Annotated in this window: 21 protein-coding genes; 6 read left to right on the top strand and 15 right to left on the bottom strand. The window is 40.3% G+C overall.

Features of this window, described 5'->3' with window-relative positions; translation table 11 throughout:
• Positions 1-44: 44 nt before the first annotated feature.
• The 6 genes from DWZ93_RS07155 to DWZ93_RS07130 all read right to left on the bottom strand — a co-directional run bounded on the left by DWZ93_RS07155 (position 45) and on the right by DWZ93_RS07130 (position 2,461).
• Complete coding sequence (locus tag DWZ93_RS07155) at positions 45-407, bottom strand: type II toxin-antitoxin system HicB family antitoxin (protein ID WP_005333424.1); 363 nt, start codon at positions 405-407, stop codon at positions 45-47.
• Entirely contained in the window at positions 391-648 is a 258-nt protein-coding gene (locus tag DWZ93_RS07150) for a type II toxin-antitoxin system HicA family toxin (protein ID WP_005333422.1), read from the bottom strand. The genes DWZ93_RS07155 and DWZ93_RS07150 overlap by 17 nt, the downstream gene beginning before the upstream one ends.
• Positions 649-650: 2 nt before the next feature.
• A complete protein-coding gene (locus tag DWZ93_RS07145; RefSeq protein ID WP_118452425.1) occupies positions 651-1,007 on the bottom strand; it encodes a hypothetical protein in 357 nt (118 codons plus the stop codon).
• Between the two features lie 9 nt (positions 1,008-1,016).
• The gene (locus DWZ93_RS07140; RefSeq protein WP_005333419.1) at positions 1,017-1,238 is read right to left on the bottom strand and encodes a DUF5348 domain-containing protein; all 222 of its coding nucleotides are present in this window, start codon (positions 1,236-1,238) and stop codon (positions 1,017-1,019) included.
• Between the two features lie 46 nt (positions 1,239-1,284).
• Positions 1,285-1,944: a recombinase family protein gene (locus DWZ93_RS07135; RefSeq protein ID WP_040015506.1), complete on the bottom strand. Its 660-nt coding sequence runs from the start codon at positions 1,942-1,944 to the stop codon at positions 1,285-1,287.
• A 205-nt stretch (positions 1,945-2,149) separates the two neighbouring features.
• Positions 2,150-2,461 (bottom strand): winged helix-turn-helix domain-containing protein, encoded by a 312-nt coding sequence (locus DWZ93_RS07130; RefSeq protein WP_023921561.1) that lies wholly within the window; start codon positions 2,459-2,461, stop codon positions 2,150-2,152.
• Between the two features lie 253 nt (positions 2,462-2,714).
• Between DWZ93_RS07130 and DWZ93_RS15240 the strand changes: the two genes are divergently transcribed.
• Entirely contained in the window at positions 2,715-3,056 is a 342-nt protein-coding gene (locus tag DWZ93_RS15240; RefSeq protein ID WP_005333412.1) for a winged helix-turn-helix domain-containing protein, read from the top strand.
• A 153-nt stretch (positions 3,057-3,209) separates the two neighbouring features.
• On the opposite strand, the gene DWZ93_RS07120 is transcribed toward DWZ93_RS15240, so the two are convergent.
• Positions 3,210-3,734, bottom strand: a complete 525-nt coding sequence (locus tag DWZ93_RS07120) for a PadR family transcriptional regulator (RefSeq protein ID WP_005333410.1) — start codon at positions 3,732-3,734, stop codon at positions 3,210-3,212.
• 210 nt (positions 3,735-3,944) lie between these two features.
• On the opposite strand from DWZ93_RS07120, the gene DWZ93_RS07115 reads away from it, so the two are divergent.
• Positions 3,945-5,300, top strand: coding sequence for an MATE family efflux transporter (locus DWZ93_RS07115; RefSeq protein WP_005333407.1), 1,356 nt, complete (start codon positions 3,945-3,947; stop codon positions 5,298-5,300).
• Between the two features lie 130 nt (positions 5,301-5,430).
• Here the strand turns inward: DWZ93_RS07115 and DWZ93_RS07110 are convergent, their stop codons facing one another.
• Both DWZ93_RS07110 and DWZ93_RS07105 read right to left on the bottom strand, forming a co-directional pair.
• Positions 5,431-5,619 carry a helix-turn-helix domain-containing protein gene (locus DWZ93_RS07110; protein ID WP_005333406.1) on the bottom strand — a complete coding sequence of 63 codons (189 nt, stop codon included), beginning with the start codon at positions 5,617-5,619 and terminating at the stop codon, positions 5,431-5,433.
• The gene (locus tag DWZ93_RS07105; protein ID WP_023921559.1) at positions 5,619-6,059 is read right to left on the bottom strand and encodes a sigma factor-like helix-turn-helix DNA-binding protein; all 441 of its coding nucleotides are present in this window, start codon (positions 6,057-6,059) and stop codon (positions 5,619-5,621) included. The genes DWZ93_RS07110 and DWZ93_RS07105 overlap by 1 nt, the downstream gene beginning before the upstream one ends.
• 413 nt (positions 6,060-6,472) lie before the next feature.
• On the opposite strand from DWZ93_RS07105, the gene DWZ93_RS07100 reads away from it, so the two are divergent.
• The gene (locus DWZ93_RS07100) at positions 6,473-6,802 is read left to right on the top strand and encodes a helix-turn-helix transcriptional regulator (RefSeq protein WP_005333402.1); all 330 of its coding nucleotides are present in this window, start codon (positions 6,473-6,475) and stop codon (positions 6,800-6,802) included.
• A gap of 150 nt (positions 6,803-6,952) precedes the next feature.
• Here DWZ93_RS07100 and DWZ93_RS07095 read toward each other — a convergent pair whose 3' ends face one another.
• A complete protein-coding gene (locus tag DWZ93_RS07095) occupies positions 6,953-7,324 on the bottom strand; it encodes a hypothetical protein (protein ID WP_005333400.1) in 372 nt (123 codons plus the stop codon).
• 4 nt (positions 7,325-7,328) lie between these two features.
• Positions 7,329-8,267 carry a ParM/StbA family protein gene (locus DWZ93_RS07090; RefSeq protein WP_020436706.1) on the bottom strand — a complete coding sequence of 313 codons (939 nt, stop codon included), beginning with the start codon at positions 8,265-8,267 and terminating at the stop codon, positions 7,329-7,331.
• Positions 8,268-8,484: 217 nt separating this feature from the next.
• On the opposite strand from DWZ93_RS07090, the gene DWZ93_RS07085 reads away from it, so the two are divergent.
• The 3 genes from DWZ93_RS07085 to DWZ93_RS07075 all read left to right on the top strand — a co-directional run bounded on the left by DWZ93_RS07085 (position 8,485) and on the right by DWZ93_RS07075 (position 10,506).
• Positions 8,485-8,985, top strand: a complete 501-nt coding sequence (locus DWZ93_RS07085) for a hypothetical protein (protein WP_020436705.1) — start codon at positions 8,485-8,487, stop codon at positions 8,983-8,985.
• A gap of 149 nt (positions 8,986-9,134) precedes the next feature.
• The gene (locus DWZ93_RS07080; RefSeq protein ID WP_020436704.1) at positions 9,135-9,728 is read left to right on the top strand and encodes an RNA polymerase sigma factor; all 594 of its coding nucleotides are present in this window, start codon (positions 9,135-9,137) and stop codon (positions 9,726-9,728) included.
• The gene (locus DWZ93_RS07075; protein WP_109215051.1) at positions 9,700-10,506 is read left to right on the top strand and encodes a hypothetical protein; all 807 of its coding nucleotides are present in this window, start codon (positions 9,700-9,702) and stop codon (positions 10,504-10,506) included. Before DWZ93_RS07080 ends, DWZ93_RS07075 begins: the two co-directional genes overlap by 29 nt.
• Positions 10,507-11,083: 577 nt before the next feature.
• Here the strand turns inward: DWZ93_RS07075 and DWZ93_RS07070 are convergent.
• The 4 genes from DWZ93_RS07070 to DWZ93_RS07055 all read right to left on the bottom strand — a co-directional run bounded on the left by DWZ93_RS07070 (position 11,084) and on the right by DWZ93_RS07055 (position 14,564).
• Positions 11,084-11,500 (bottom strand): hypothetical protein, encoded by a 417-nt coding sequence (locus DWZ93_RS07070; RefSeq protein WP_020436703.1) that lies wholly within the window; start codon positions 11,498-11,500, stop codon positions 11,084-11,086.
• Positions 11,501-11,562: 62 nt separating this feature from the next.
• The gene (gene srtB, locus DWZ93_RS07065) at positions 11,563-12,345 is read right to left on the bottom strand and encodes a class B sortase (protein ID WP_005333383.1); all 783 of its coding nucleotides are present in this window, start codon (positions 12,343-12,345) and stop codon (positions 11,563-11,565) included.
• Positions 12,342-13,562 carry a CHC2 zinc finger domain-containing protein gene (locus tag DWZ93_RS07060; RefSeq protein ID WP_005333381.1) on the bottom strand — a complete coding sequence of 407 codons (1,221 nt, stop codon included), beginning with the start codon at positions 13,560-13,562 and terminating at the stop codon, positions 12,342-12,344. The genes srtB and DWZ93_RS07060 overlap by 4 nt, the downstream gene beginning before the upstream one ends.
• Positions 13,563-13,616: 54 nt before the next feature.
• Positions 13,617-14,564: a hypothetical protein gene (locus DWZ93_RS07055; RefSeq protein ID WP_005333375.1), complete on the bottom strand. Its 948-nt coding sequence runs from the start codon at positions 14,562-14,564 to the stop codon at positions 13,617-13,619.
• Positions 14,565-14,594 lie beyond the last annotated feature (30 nt).

Genomic DNA, 14,594 nt, shown 5'->3' with positions numbered 1-14,594 from the left:
AGCCGCCCATCCGGACGGCTCTTTTCATCTATATTCTTGTATATTTATTTTACTAACAGCGCATCATTCTTTGAAAGAAGATATATACAGTATTGATTCATACTGATGCCTTCTTTTTTTGAGTGTTCCGCCAGATCCCGGTGTAAGCTGCGTGGCATCCTTATTTTAAACTGTCCCGAATACTCTTCCAGGCTTCCCGGTTCGTGAATCTCAATCCCTTCTTCCAGTGCAGCTTCTAACCATGCTTTTTTTGCATCCGCTGCATTTTCAACTGCCCTTTCTATCGTCTCTCCACAGGTGATGCATCCCGGCAGTTCCGGATAAGAAACCACAAATCCACCTTCATCCTTATCTTCCACAATTTCCATGCGATAGGACATTGCCAAATAATCATTCAGTGTCTTCATCGTTTTTCGCCTCACTTTCTACAATCTGCTTTACCATTTCAACATAAATTTTCTTGATTGGTTCGTGTTTCGGTATTGTTATCGGCTGGCATCCCGCTTTACGGAATGTATAATGGCTGCTCCCACTTCTCGGAGCATTTATCTCATATCCATAACTTTCTAATACTTTTCTTAGTTCATCAAAACGAAGGTCTTTCGATAATGAGCAAATTCTTGTCAATAGTTTATCCCATTTCGACATCTTTAATGCCTCCTATCTATAGTATATGTGGTGCCATATGTGGTGTCAATCTGTTTTTCATCTTTCTTGGTCAAATAAGGCTGCAGCTCTTTCTTAGCAGCCGTCACAAATTCTTCTTTTCTCGAACTTACCATATAAATCTTCCAGAGCATCAGATTCAGCTTTTCCGCATCCACTGCTTTGCATTTCTTTTTAATCATGCGGATAAACGGATAGATTACCGTATCCGATAACTTGTTCCCAGCAATCAACATCGTTCCATCCGTTCCATATACCTCATACAGACATTCCAAAATACTCCCCAAATCTGTCACCAATCGGAATGCCGGCTTTTCATATTTCTTTTTAGCTTCCATCATATGCTCCTCCTACATTCGAACCGTCAGTCCACTGAGACTCGTCTTAGGAAGCCCTACCAGATACCAGTCTTCATCCATTTCAATCCGAACCGGAATCCATGCATCCTTTACCTTCACATCAAAACATTCTCCGCAATGAAGACCTCCATAATAAGATTCAATCCCAAACCGGATATCAAATCTTCCCATTGATGGATCATAAATTAAAGTACCTATTCTCTTTTCACTCATATTTCTTTCCTCCTGAAATTCTTTGGTCTATATAAGTAATAGGACTTTAATTTGCAGAATTTGAAAGTTCCGGGTATTTTTCATAAAAAGTTTTTCGATAGCGATAAAAAGTTGAGTGCGTCATTCCCAAATTTTTACGAAGCTGTGTAGGTGTCGTTTCTCCAGAAACTACGCTTTGAAAGTTCTCATCAAAAGTTTCCTGCTTCATCACACTTGGTCTTCCATAATCATCCCATTCGCCCCGCAATTTCTTCGCTTCTATCCCTTCCCGCTGTCGCTTCTCCTTTTTCTCCAGCTCTGCCTGCGCCATAGAAGCATAAAGCTCCAGCATCATGTTATTGATTGTTTCCAGCATCATCCTTGCCATCGCATTATCCATCACAGATAAATCCATAAGCGTAGTCGGCAGTTCCAGAACCATAAGCCGCACTCCCATGTTCTTAATCCGCTGGATCTGTTGCATGGTGTCATACTTGTTTCTTCCCAGTCTGTCCAATTCTGTAACAATCAAAATATCTCCCGGCCGCAGGACATCCTCCACTAAAACGGTATATCTCGGACGATTAAAATTCTTCCCTGTCTCCTGATCCGTAAAAATATTCGTAAGTGCCATCTCATGCTCGTTACAGTACCGCTCAATTTCCTGTATGCCACGGTCAAGATGCTGCTCCTTTGTACTGGTACGGTGATATCCATATATCTGCATCCACATTTCTCCTTTCCATGTCCCAAAATATCCACACTTTTATTGGTATATTTCAAAACTGTGTGTGTAACCTTTTTGAAATATAATCCCTCTTTCCGGAACGTACTTCTAAAATGTATACATTTTGGGATATGTTTCTTTTCTATTTCTGTACGTACCAGAGCCGAAAAGTGCAACAAATATGACAAAAAACTCCCAGAGGATGTTACTCCCCTGAGAGTGGTTGAAACTTATAGCCCACACCTCGGACGGTGCGGATGTAATTCCAGTTCCGTGAATCTACTTTTAACTTTTTACGAAGCTGGCTAATGCAGCACATAACCGCATTAGCACAGTCAATCGGTTCTTCCTTCCAGACATTACGATAAATCTCCTCGTGAGAGAATACCCAGCCAGGATGTTCTGTTAGATATTTTAGTACCGTAAATTCTTTCAGACTCAATTCAATCTTTTGATCATTCATAAAAACAGTATGACAGCGAATATCTATCTGTAGGTTTTTGTCTTTGTAATGCAATTTACTTTCCTCCTAATCTGTTTCACCTTATCACAGCTAATCTAAAATGCTATTATTAGACTGCCAAAACTCAAATTCAAAACCAGAGCAATGCTTTACCTGCAAATAGTCTGGTAATAGACCAGTAGAATCGCAATAGCTGCAAGAGCCAGAAACGGCAAACACATAATTACCGGGGCAGAGTGAAGTGATAAATAAGAACCACTGATTTTTTAGCATTTCAGCCGGATATACAATCCATCCCCATAGATTGGTGACCGTTACTGTTAAAATTACAGCACTGCCTATATATGTGGCAGCTCCTTTCCGGGTAAAGTTAAAGTCGCAGACCTTTACGACCTACGGCTTAATAGTACGAAAAGACATTAACTTTTCTGTAAAAGAATTTGATGTACTTTATATGCTATATTCTAATCCAGGGATGGCTTTTACTAAACAACAGATTTATGAAGCAGTTTGGCATGAAAAAGCAAATGGTTATTTCCACGCCGTGGAAAACACTATTTTTCAAATACGCAAGAAGATAAAAAAGTATTCCAGCGACAAGAATTACATAAAAACAGTAGTTGGATATGGGTATAAATTTGAAGTTTAATCTGCAGGATATAAGGAGCACCGGGTTTGAGGGAGATTCCCCACTAAGAAAATTTCTATGTTCTGGCTACAAAGCCGGAACATAGGTCGGCATCCATCCCTGTTTCTTCCCAATCCTGCAGACCTAATAAGAAATCAGCTAGTGACTTCTTCATCAAAAGTCTTTTTTTAGAGAAATAATCCATTTTTCAATAGCATCCGCCAAAACTATCTGCTGTTGCAATACTGCCATACCAGTCTTAGGGATTTCCGGATCATTCTCTTTCTCTCGAAGATTTTCCTCCAGATAAGTTTTTAATATTTCAATATTTTCCTCAATACTGGCAATACATGATTGTTGACTTTCAGGCGGTAACTTATCCAAATTTACAATTACTGCATTAAAATCTAAAAAAAAGTGAATGGGTTTAGAGGCTGTTTCCATCATAAGCTTTACAAATTCTTTTTCGCCTTCATCTGTTAATGAATAAACTGCTTTTTCAGGCATCTTACCTTCTTTCACAATTTCTCCTTTAATGAAGCCTTTTTCCTCCAACTGAATTGCTTTTTTGTAAATGGATGGTGTACTGATTTTTACCCATTTTGATATATTACGATATTCCACTAATTTTTGAATATCATAGGCTCCCATCGGTTCCTTTTTCAATATTCCTAACACAATTAAATCTATTGTAGCCATAGTTCACCCACTTTCTATATCCACGAAAGCTATAAAATACTTACGGTTATATATACTGTAATTTATAGTATTTGATTTTATACCTCTTGTCAAGGAAATTGCAGGATACACGCTTGACAACTACTATAAATTATAGTAGTATTCTCTCACGTAGTATACTATAATTTATACTACTATAATTTATATTCTTAATTGAAAGGAGTATTTGAAATGAACAAGAATAACAACAAAATGGATTTATTAGGAAATGCACCTGTTCCCCAAGCACTAATGGCTCTTGGTATACCGATAATGATTGGTATGCTTATTAACGCTCTCTACAATTTGGTGGATGCTTATTTCATAGGAGGACTTGGCGAGAGTCAAATGGGTGCAATTTCCATTGCGTTTCCTTTAGGACAAGTAGTTGTTGGTTTAGGTCTGATGTTTGGCAATGGTGCCGCCTCCTACTTATCAAGACTTTTAGGGCGAGGAGATAGGGAAGCTGCAAGTAAAGTCGCCAGTACTGCATTATACAGCAGTGTTTGTATTGGCGCAGTTATTATTATCGGAACTGCAATTTTTTTGAAACCTATTTTAACCATGTTAGGTGCAACAGACACGATTATGCCATACGCCCTTTCTTATGGAAGAATCTATGTTATTTCATGTATTTTCAATGTATTTAATGTAACGATGAACAATATCGTTGCAAGTGAAGGCGCCGCAAAAACAACTATGTGTGCATTATTATTAGGAGCTGTATTGAATATTGGTTTAGATCCTATTTTCATCTATACTCTCGACATGGGGGTTGCTGGTGCGGCAATCGCTACAGCAATTTCTCAAATGGCTTCTACTCTTGTATATTTAATTTATGCATTACAGAAAAAAAGCGCTTTTACATTTTCCATTAAGGAATTTTGTCCTTCTAAGCAGATCATAACTGAAATTCTGAAAATCGGTATACCCACATTGACTTTCCAGCTTCTTACAAGCCTTTCTATCGCATTCATAAACCGGGAAGCTAATATCTATGGAGATGCTGTTATCGCCGGAATGGGCGCTGTTACAAGAATCACTTCAATGGGAACTCTGGTTGTGTTCGGCTTCTTAAAAGGTTTCCAACCAATTGCCGGCTTTAGCTATGGTGCCAAAAAGTTTGATCGGCTCAGGGAAGCAATTAAAACTTCTATCTTATGGTCAACAATATTTTGTGTAGTTGTGGGATTGACAATAGCCCTATTTTCCACACAGATTATTTCGCAATTTACAGAAGGCAATACAGAGATGATTTCTGTAGGTCAAAAATCGCTAATGGCAAATGGATTTTCCTTCTTCGTATTTGGATTTTACACAGTGTATTCTTCTCTGTTTCTTGCACTTGGAAAAGGCACCGCCGGATTCGTTCTTGGGGCTTGCCGACAAGGTATTTGCTTTGTTCCGATCATTCTGTTGCTCCCATCATTCTGGGGCATAAATGGAATACTATATGCACAACCGATTGCCGATGTAATTTCTGCTATTGTTACTGTGTTTATGGCTCTACATCTTCATAAAGAACTGGCAACAACAAAAGAGCATTAAAGCATCAGGCAACATAATAGATCAACACCGTCTGCCGCTTCGAACTGAGGCAATATCACCCTTCAAAAAACAATCACTCCCAGAGGATGTTACTCCCCTGAGAGTGATTGCAGCCTTTGTTTAAGATAACTTACTCAATTATCTGGAATCTCTGGATACACTGAAGCAATGTACTTACCAGTTCCTGATACAGATCTTCATCAAATCTGCCATTCACAATCGCATTCTTAATTAAAAGCGGCTTATATATCTCTAAAATCTTCAGTACCGCATCTGCATTTCCTTCTTTTGCCTTTAAAAGTAATCGTTCAAAATTCATTAGTTTTCACCTCCCATCACCTTGCGGATCTTCCGGATTGCATAATAATAAATACCCTTGCATCGCTCCTCTGATAACCCGTTTAGCCTGCTCATTTCCTCAAAAGTACGTTCTTCAAACACATGCTGGTAAATCAGCTTCCGTTCTTCATCCCGCAGCGTATGAAGCGCTTTCATCAGTCTTTCATCTGACATCTTATTCCATTCTGGATATTTCCCCTGTGCCTCCTGCAATAAAAGCTGCTCCCTCGTTTGGTTCTCCAGCAATTCTTCGATTACAATTCTTGCCTCCATCTGTCCAATATCCTCCAACAGTTCTTCTGCATCAGCCATCTGGATTTTCTTCTCCAGATAATCATGTCGTTTTCCACGGACAAACTGTATCAGATATGCTGTAAAGTGATTTTGTATCTTTGATCCTGTATATGTTTTTTTGTTCATTTGTTTTATCCTCCGAAATTTTTTATCACGTTCCAAAAAATTCCGAGGATGGCGGTGAGCGGCAACAAAACGTGACACTGCCTTCATTTTTTCGAAAAAAAGAAAGGCTGGACCACTCTATTCGTAGTCCAGCCGATACTTCTCTTTCTATGTAATTGTGTAGGATATGCGATGATAGTATCTCATATACTGCATATTCTAACTTCTCTCCGACACATTGTATGGATAAGATTTTTTTAACAGATTCAGTTCCTCTTTGGCTTTTATCTTATGCTGTCCATTCATGTCTGTCGTACTTACTTCCATGTTTCTCTATTTGTGCATGTGTTATCCTGCTTATCATAACGCACTTTAACGCATTTCGTATAGTGTTAATCTACGATAAAATATATGCATTAAGTGAGGTGATATAGATGGTGAAAAAATTATTGGGAGATGCAGTCAGGGAAGAACGTCTCCGCCGCAATCTTTCGCAAAACAGCCTTGCGGAACAGGCAAAGATTTCTTTACGGACTGTCTCTGATATTGAAAACTATATTGGCAATCCACAGTTGGAAACACTTTATGCCTTGGCAACTTACTTACATATTTCCATAGATGCTATATTTTCTAACCAGAAAACGAACCCGGATTCTACCATGCAGCAAATCATGGCAGAACTAAATTCCTGCCCGGAGGAGCAGAAACAGCTTGCCCTTTCTACACTGCGTGGACTTCTGGATGGATTCAAGAACCTAAGTTAAGGCTCTCCCGTATCCTTCATCATCTACACATTATACAAAGACAATCTGTGAGTAATCTGTGAATAGTCTGTGAGTTTTCTGTCTATTCCCATTCTGATACAAAGAACAGGAGAGTACACTGCCATAAGCATGTGTATCTCTCCTGCTTTTTTATGCCCTGCGAAATGCACTGATAGCATCCACTACATTCTGTCTCATAGTCTGATCCATCCGCAGCGGTTCTTCTTCCATCAAATCAACTTCTGTGGGCATTTCTCTATTTATCTTAGAAACGTCCTGCCCTTCCAATACCTTTCTTACTTCTTCCCGGATGATTTGCTGCATCATTGGCCGGAGCATATCCGGTTCCATGCTTATACTGCCATTACCTGTCTCATCCGTTCTTCCCGTATATGCCAGAATTGCCGCAACGATCAGTTTTGCTTTTTTCTCTGTCGTATTCAGAAGTTCTGTCACATACACGTGATCTGGATCCGACTTATCAAAACCAATAGTGAATACAAACGGATTTTTCTTTCCCATAAAATCACACTCCAGCCTGTGTCATGCGATACAAAAGATCATATCCATCGGCATTTGCTTTCATATCCCGGATAAAGGTATGTTTTCCCAACCGGTCTGCCTGCTCCAGAAATCGTTCCAGAAGCACTGCTCCGCCGCCGATAAACACCGTATAAGTAGATTTTGTATCAATGCCCCGCTCTCGGATGCTGTTCAGAAGATCGGTAACAAAATTCTGAACCATGGTTTCTACTGCCTGTACAACAGCTTCCTCATAATACTGCGTTTTTCCCTTGATGATACTGTCGATATCTGCCTCCTCCAGAAGCATGTCATATTCACTGTTAATACTGGAAATGATATCGTTATACATGGTAATCACACCTTTTTCCAGAGAATCACAATAATCCATATCCGGTCTGCCACTTCTCATCAGAAGATAATCAGAAGTAAATCCGCCAATATCAATCCCTACGACTTTCGGAATCTCACGGATTTCCATCATCCTCGTCATCATGGCTGCATAATCCTGCGGAAACGCCATTACATTCTGTATACAGAGGTGATAGACTTTATCGTTGAAGCACAGTTCCTGCACCTTCCCGTCCCCTTTGAAATAGCGTTCATATCTCTCACAAAGCTCTGCAAAATGCTTCGGCGGAAGCCCAATCGGAAGTTCCACCTGAATGACATCCTCCGGCTGGATCTGGCTTTTCTGCTCCAGCTCCATTGCAATGGCAAATAAGGTCAGAATCCAGAATCGGTTCCGGCTGTCCTGCGTCTTGTCCCTCTGGTACGGAATCCGCTTCTCACTAAGGGTATAATACTTTCCCTGATATTTCAGATACTTCTCTCCCCTGGCAGGCTTTTTATCCTGTTCCGTCAGTCCTGTGGTAAAGATAAAATGACAGGTTTTCATGTTCCGGTTCCCGTGATCCACGGCTACTCTTAATTTTTTAATCATAATGATTTCACTCCTTTGTATTTGATACTTATTCTGTACGTAGGAGGTACCTAGAGTGCAACTCTTTATAATCCATTTTCTTATTTTACCAATCAAAAAATTCAAAAAACAAAAATTAAAAATTATCTTTTTTAATTTTTTAAATAAATGCAACCGTTACAATATTTACTGTGTATCTTATTACAAAGGGAACCTTGGAAAGGAGTCGTGTACATATATGAAGGCTTATAAAAAAATAATCAGTTTTATCCTAACACTCGTTATGATGCTGTCGCTAAGTGTTAATGTTTTTGCAGCAGAGCCGCTTACAGATGACCCTAATATGATTGAATGGAAGTACACTGTGTTTGCTGACGAAAGCCTGCAGAAAGTTGTTGAAGAAGGTGTTATTCCAAATGCATATGCCCGATATACTTGGCGCGGAATCACATTGAAAAATGGCGAAGTCGCCATATTAACACCATCAAATAACAGTATGGGACTTTATTGTAATAGCGGCAGATACATAACTATAAATTACACTTTGAGCCGTTCTGCTTTTCATCGTTCAAGAGTACGCGCATACGTAGCTGGACCTTCATCAGAATTTGTGCGTGAGATTACAGCAAGTGGTTTGCGTTCAGGATTTACGACACAGGCAACAGATTACTATTACGGCATGGTAACTAATCTGTCCTCTGATGCCTTTACAATCAAATCATTTTCTATTACATTTTAATAGTGGAAAATATTTCAAGTGCTGGTGAGTACTTATCCTGATTTTAATTGAAGCTTTTTAACTTGGTTTCTCGGTTCCCTTTTTTGAAAATACACATTCCCATTATTAAACCACTGCTATAGTATTCACTGAATTTATGAGATAGAAGCATGTTATTTAACATAGATGAGAAACAACTGATGCTCGAACTAAAAAATAAAGATGAGCGCGCTTTAAAAATATGTATGAACAAATACTACAGATATGTTGTATACATAGTCGAGAATATTATTGGAAGTGCTTTGCCATATGAAGACAAGGAGGAGGTCGTGTCTAATGTTTTTGTAGCTCTATGGAATTACAGTGCAGATTTAGATACAGATAACTACAGCACATTCAAACCCTATTTAGGAACAATCGCAAGAAACATGGCAAAAAACGCATTACGAAAAACCTCTAAGATGCATTTTGAAAATTACGAAGATGCGTTTCAGGTTGGAACGAACGAACATATTGAATACGGGCCGTTAAAAGAAGAAGTAATCAAATGCTTAAAAGAAAGCATATATGAACTATCAGTTGACGAAAGAAAATGTTTTATCTCGTACTACTATTACACTAAGACAATCGCTGTAATAGCAGAAGAAACCGGATTAAAAGAATCTACAGTAAAATCCAAACTGTTACGCGGACGTAAAAAATTAAAACTAAAAATGGAAAAGAAGGGATTTAGATATGAAGACTGTAAAATTTTCTTTGAATGAGTTAATGAGTGAAATTGATGAATCTTTTATTGAGGAAGTGTATTTTCATGATTGCAATAAAATACTGAAAAAATATTCCAAACAAAAGATACGTCAAAATGTATTTTGTAAAACAGCTTCAAAACATAAGCCTTTAAAGTTCACTTATAGAACTGCAATTATTGTAACTGTGGTTTCAGTGTTTTTGTGTATGCCTGTATATGCTGCAATCAGTCATCTGTTAACATCGGCTTTAATTGATGACAGCAATCGACATTTAATCGGGACAGAAACCAATGATAGAAGCTACATCATATTAAAAGACGGTGTATATACCAATGAAAATGGGAAAGTTGTTGATATTGAGGAATTAGCCAAATCTTCATCAGAATTTCCTGAAAGCAGAATTGTTAAAAGCAGTCTGATGCCTAATTTCATACCATCATCAATAGTAGAGATTCCTACTGATAAATCAGATGAAATGTATATCATTCCAGAAATAATTCTAATCAACAATTCACTTTGTGTACTTACACAAGACAATGGAAAGGGATGGGAACTAACTGATAAAGATAATATAGTCATTTCGTTTGATAAATATAAATCAGACATTACAGTATCCCAAGATTTGATTATCGGTTATGTAAAAGACGGGATAATGTATGAAGGAGAAGTGTTCGATGAACTGAGTGGAAAATATAGTTTCTCACCAGATGAAAAAGGGGAATATTTTTTCTATCTGCTTAGCGGAAGTTCCGATTATCTATCTCTTAAAAGCGGTAATCTGGAGGTAAATTAAATGTTGCTTTTGCGGGACTTCAGCATACCAATTAACTTTAGTATAAGGACGGGAAGACCTCTTCCGTACAGGAATAGGTCTTCTTGCTGTCTCCGTGCATGCTTTAAAGTATAAATAGGCTTTAATCTGGATACAATTTCAACTGCATCGTTGATACACGCTGTGTTTATCTCGTTTACTGTATCATTCATAAGAATTTAATTGGTTATGTTTATTGTGATGATAGAGTAGCCTTTGTTTTGAACATCTTCCTTGAAAGATTTGTAAACGATACTGTAGATTATCATATTCATTATGTCGGCGTAGATTCTTTAGATGAAGAATGTATTGAATGCAGAAAATACTCTGATTATTGTGAACATATTTTACCTGCTTTCTGGATAGATGACGATTTTTGTGAATAATGAAACACTGGTGTTTGGTTATTCAAAATTTAAGCTGATAGATACTGGTGTTAAGTATATTAATCCGAAGCATTTTTCCGTAAAAAACTTTGTAAAGTATTGCAGATTCAATAAAGAGTGAAATTACAGTAAAATAAAAGATAGTTTTTTCGTTCCTTTGTTATGCCATTGTTCTACGCCGGAATCTTTTCTGCCATCTCCGGCAGGCACTTCTCAAATAATTCCCGATATCTTCGATACCCTTCATCCCGGAGTGGACCTTGCAGTGATGTCAGAGACCAAAGGAGAAGCTCTTCCTCTTCCACAGCATACGGAGAGGTATAGACAAATTTTTTCCCGTCAAAATGCGGTTTTGATAACTTCAGTATTTCCGTAATCTCTCCTTTTGTTTCCGCCTGCATAATCATTTCCACTTTCTTCCGATGGAACTCGCAGACGATGCTCTCCAGAAATCCCTGCTTCAGATAAAATTCCGCCCTTCTATAAAGTTTTACAAGAGCCTCCACTCTTTCATCAAATAACTTGTCCTTTTCACTGACTATCATCTGTGCCAGTGCGTTTGCATGTTCCATAACCAATGCTGTTCCCATTACATTTCCTCCCATAATAAAAGCTGGCATAAGAAATTTCTTCTCACACCAGCACGATTCTTTTATTCCTCTGTGATGATCTCACTGCTTAATTTTCCATGTACCAGATAGCGATAATTCCGTCTGGAATTGACACAGGTAGACAGCGTAACTATCCGATCCGTTGCCGACAGCTCGGTGCCGGTATCATAATCCCTATAAGAAGACACCGTATCCAGAAACGTCTGAAAATCTTCCGCTTCCGGGAAATGATACCTATATCCCTCACTTCCGGTTCTTCCCGCATAGCAGGAAAAGATACGATACTTGAGGATCTTGTCCGGCAAATAGAGATAAAACTCCGGATGTTGTTCAAATAGCTCTTTGTCTTGGTACTTATCCAGAGTTCCGAACATGCTCCCGTTTTTCATATTATGCCCGTACACGATCGTATTCTGATCCGTAAAGTCCGGCTGATTATGGCAGTCCACAAAGATGCTCCCGTTGATATTGGATTCTCCCGAAAAAAGGTGATGAAGATAATATGCATTATCTTTCCCCTGTACCACCGGATAACTAATATCCAGTGCCGGAATCTGAATCCACGCTATGACATCCGGATTAACCGCTTTTAAACCTGCAAAATCAATTTCTAGATACCTATTCTTAGGTTCCTCCTTTTCTTTCTCAGACTCCGGTGATTCTTCTTCCTCTGGTTCCTGAACATATTCCTGCAGTTTCTCGTAACTTACGTCCCCTTTCTGATACTTCAGATAAGCACCAAAGAGTTTTCCTGCCGCTGCGAGAAAAACAAGCAACAGGCAGATAATGAGTCCTGCAAGAACCGTATTTCCTTTTTTTCTCATGATTGTTCTCCTTTCGGAAGAGCCGAAGTCTGTGCCCCGGTTCCTTCCTTCTGTTTGATGGCGGCTAAATAGTCATCAATCCCCTTGTGTTTCCCGTTCCACTCCCCGCTCTCGTCCATATCCCAGACCATCCGGTTCATCGGCAGGGAAAGCTCCCGGCAGATTTCATAGACCTTATTGCAGCCGTTCTGGATAATCCTCCGTTTCTCCGCCTTATGCTGGCAGATAACAGGGGAACGCTCAAAACAGACCGCACACTTACTGTCATGCTTATTGCAGGCTACTTTCATCTTCTTATCCATGTCATACGCCTCCAAAAGCTGTTTCATCCCATATCCTTTCATCCGCTCCAGCACCGGTTTCAGATTCCGGTACTGGTTCACTCCGGCAACGCACACAAAGGTAGCGCCGGACAGATAATGGGCTATGGTCCCTTTTAAGGCTCCTTCGGTCAGATAGACACGTTCTGCGGCAAGATCACCGATCACATGTACCGGACTTCCGGAGGAAACTCCCTGGTCATAATTGACACTGGACAGCCAGATATATTTTTTCGTGTCAGTCACATGATCTACCCGGATCTGAAAACCCTGGATGAACCCGTCCAAAGAAACTATGGGAATCAGGATTCCTGAGTTTTCTGCTTTGAAGTTAATCGTCCAGTTTCCGTCTGTATCCCGGTAGAATCCCGGCACGCCTTTCACCATATATCCTTCTTCTGCCAGCCTTTTGACCAGCTTCTTCATTCCAAACAGCGGGACACTCCGGTAACGCTGTGCTTCGATCTGTTCCGGTTTTAATCCTCGTCTTTGCAGATCCTCCTGATGCTTCCTGTTAAGCGTGAGCATGGACAGCATTCTCTGATACGTCCGGTGGATTTCCTCTATGGGTGCAAGCTCTGCCGTTGCCTTTTCTTCCTGTACCGGCGTTGCTTTGATATAATCCGTCCGGTATTCTCCTTTTCCTAATGCTTCCCGGATCTGCTGATTTGCTTCGGAGAGTGTAACATTGTGCAAATCCGCATAAAGCTTCAGCATCCCCCCGGACGCATCACAGCGGTTGCACCGGAATACATTCTTTTCCACATTGATATTCAGTTTTCCATGCGTCTCTCCACAAAACGGGCAGTCATAATAGTTTCCCCGCCGCTTTCTGAGATGCAGCACCTGCACCACATCCAGTATTCCATAATCAAACCCAGACATATCATAATACATCCCGGTCTCTTCCTCCTTTCCCCCGCAGAAAAAAGCTCTCTGCGGGGTTCTTCCTTAACCAGCCATCGGCATTGCTTTTTGTAAAATTACCTTTGCTGCCGCCGGAACCAGATTGTTCGGTCCGGAATATTGCTCGGCAAACCACTGGATCGTTGACGGGCTTTCAACTGCCACCTGTCCCATGGTCTTTCCGCCGTATTTTCCCTTTCCCGGAATCACAGTCCCGACTGCCATTTCATAGTTCATGTGTTTCATCAGTTCTTCTACCGGAAGGGACGTATCCAGATTCTGTAATGCTCCCTGCAGCATCTGTCCGGTCTTTGGCGGCGTAGAGGCAGCCGGAGCGGAACCGTAGCCAGGCATTTGTCCACTGCCATGGTAAATGGTGCTTCCCGCCGCCTGTGCCTGCTGATAGAACTGATTCATCATCTGCTGGCCTGCATATTCCGGCTGACCTGGCATCTCTCCATAAGTTGGCATAGGGGCATTTGGCATGACACCCGAATCCGGCATGGCTGCATTTTCCATGGCACCTGAATCCGGCATCTGTGGATTCTGATATGGAATTCCGGCATCTACCTGTGCAGGATCATTTTCCTCTCCCACATCCGCAAACTGCACACCATATCCGGCATCCGATAATGCCCTTCCTACGGCTGCTGTTTCTGCCATTTCCAGAAATTTGTCTCCAAACTTCGGGTCATCGCTCCGGAATTTCTGCGAAAAGGAATTGGCTACATAATTGTCTTCCTGATCACATTTATCCAGATAGATACGTGCTTCCACAACTGCCATGTTCTCTGTGAAAGTGATAATCCGGCTGATGATCTTTCCTGCCGGATTGACCAGACGAAACCATAGCTTCCGGTATTTCACATCCAGATAAAGCTGCTCCTCCTGCCCTTCTTCTCCAATCTTTCTTGCCAGTTCCATCGGATGGAAGCCATCCACACGGTTCAAAGCGGCAACTGCCTCTGATTTCTTATACAATAATTCTTTCATTCTCTGCTCCTTTCATTTAGAAAAGCAGAC

The organism is Dorea sp. AF36-15AT (assembly GCF_003477705.1).
GTDB classification, from domain to species: domain Bacteria; phylum Bacillota; class Clostridia; order Lachnospirales; family Lachnospiraceae; genus Claveliimonas; species Claveliimonas ammoniilytica.
Note: the sequence above shows the minus strand (reverse complement) of the source record. Positions and strands in the feature narration are given on the sequence as shown.

What these genes read in the sequence shown, in the direction of transcription:
- DWZ93_RS07070 (WP_020436703.1), bottom strand. Translation starts at nt 11,500, where the DNA reads ATGGGAACAGCATTGGTTATGGAACATGCAAACGCACTGGCACAGATG.
- DWZ93_RS07145 (WP_118452425.1), bottom strand. Translation starts at nt 1,007, where the DNA reads ATGATGGAAGCTAAAAAGAAATATGAAAAGCCGGCATTCCGATTGGTG.
- DWZ93_RS07075 (WP_109215051.1), top strand. Translation starts at nt 9,700, where the DNA reads ATGAAGACTGTAAAATTTTCTTTGAATGAGTTAATGAGTGAAATTGAT.
- DWZ93_RS07055 (WP_005333375.1), bottom strand. Translation starts at nt 14,564, where the DNA reads ATGAAAGAATTATTGTATAAGAAATCAGAGGCAGTTGCCGCTTTGAAC.
- DWZ93_RS07090 (WP_020436706.1), bottom strand. Translation starts at nt 8,267, where the DNA reads ATGATTAAAAAATTAAGAGTAGCCGTGGATCACGGGAACCGGAACATG.
- DWZ93_RS07140 (WP_005333419.1), bottom strand. Translation starts at nt 1,238, where the DNA reads ATGAGTGAAAAGAGAATAGGTACTTTAATTTATGATCCATCAATGGGA.
- DWZ93_RS07095 (WP_005333400.1), bottom strand. Translation starts at nt 7,324, where the DNA reads ATGGGAAAGAAAAATCCGTTTGTATTCACTATTGGTTTTGATAAGTCG.
- DWZ93_RS07105 (WP_023921559.1), bottom strand. Translation starts at nt 6,059, where the DNA reads ATGAACAAAAAAACATATACAGGATCAAAGATACAAAATCACTTTACA.
- DWZ93_RS07060 (WP_005333381.1), bottom strand. Translation starts at nt 13,562, where the DNA reads ATGTATTATGATATGTCTGGGTTTGATTATGGAATACTGGATGTGGTG.
- DWZ93_RS07150 (WP_005333422.1), bottom strand. Translation starts at nt 648, where the DNA reads ATGTCGAAATGGGATAAACTATTGACAAGAATTTGCTCATTATCGAAA.
- DWZ93_RS07155 (WP_005333424.1), bottom strand. Translation starts at nt 407, where the DNA reads ATGAAGACACTGAATGATTATTTGGCAATGTCCTATCGCATGGAAATT.
- DWZ93_RS07120 (WP_005333410.1), bottom strand. Translation starts at nt 3,734, where the DNA reads ATGGCTACAATAGATTTAATTGTGTTAGGAATATTGAAAAAGGAACCG.
- srtB (WP_005333383.1), bottom strand. Translation starts at nt 12,345, where the DNA reads ATGAGAAAAAAAGGAAATACGGTTCTTGCAGGACTCATTATCTGCCTG.
- DWZ93_RS07115 (WP_005333407.1), top strand. Translation starts at nt 3,945, where the DNA reads ATGAACAAGAATAACAACAAAATGGATTTATTAGGAAATGCACCTGTT.
- DWZ93_RS07100 (WP_005333402.1), top strand. Translation starts at nt 6,473, where the DNA reads ATGGTGAAAAAATTATTGGGAGATGCAGTCAGGGAAGAACGTCTCCGC.
- DWZ93_RS07085 (WP_020436705.1), top strand. Translation starts at nt 8,485, where the DNA reads ATGAAGGCTTATAAAAAAATAATCAGTTTTATCCTAACACTCGTTATG.
- DWZ93_RS07080 (WP_020436704.1), top strand. Translation starts at nt 9,135, where the DNA reads ATGTTATTTAACATAGATGAGAAACAACTGATGCTCGAACTAAAAAAT.
- DWZ93_RS07110 (WP_005333406.1), bottom strand. Translation starts at nt 5,619, where the DNA reads ATGAATTTTGAACGATTACTTTTAAAGGCAAAAGAAGGAAATGCAGAT.
- DWZ93_RS07135 (WP_040015506.1), bottom strand. Translation starts at nt 1,944, where the DNA reads ATGCAGATATATGGATATCACCGTACCAGTACAAAGGAGCAGCATCTT.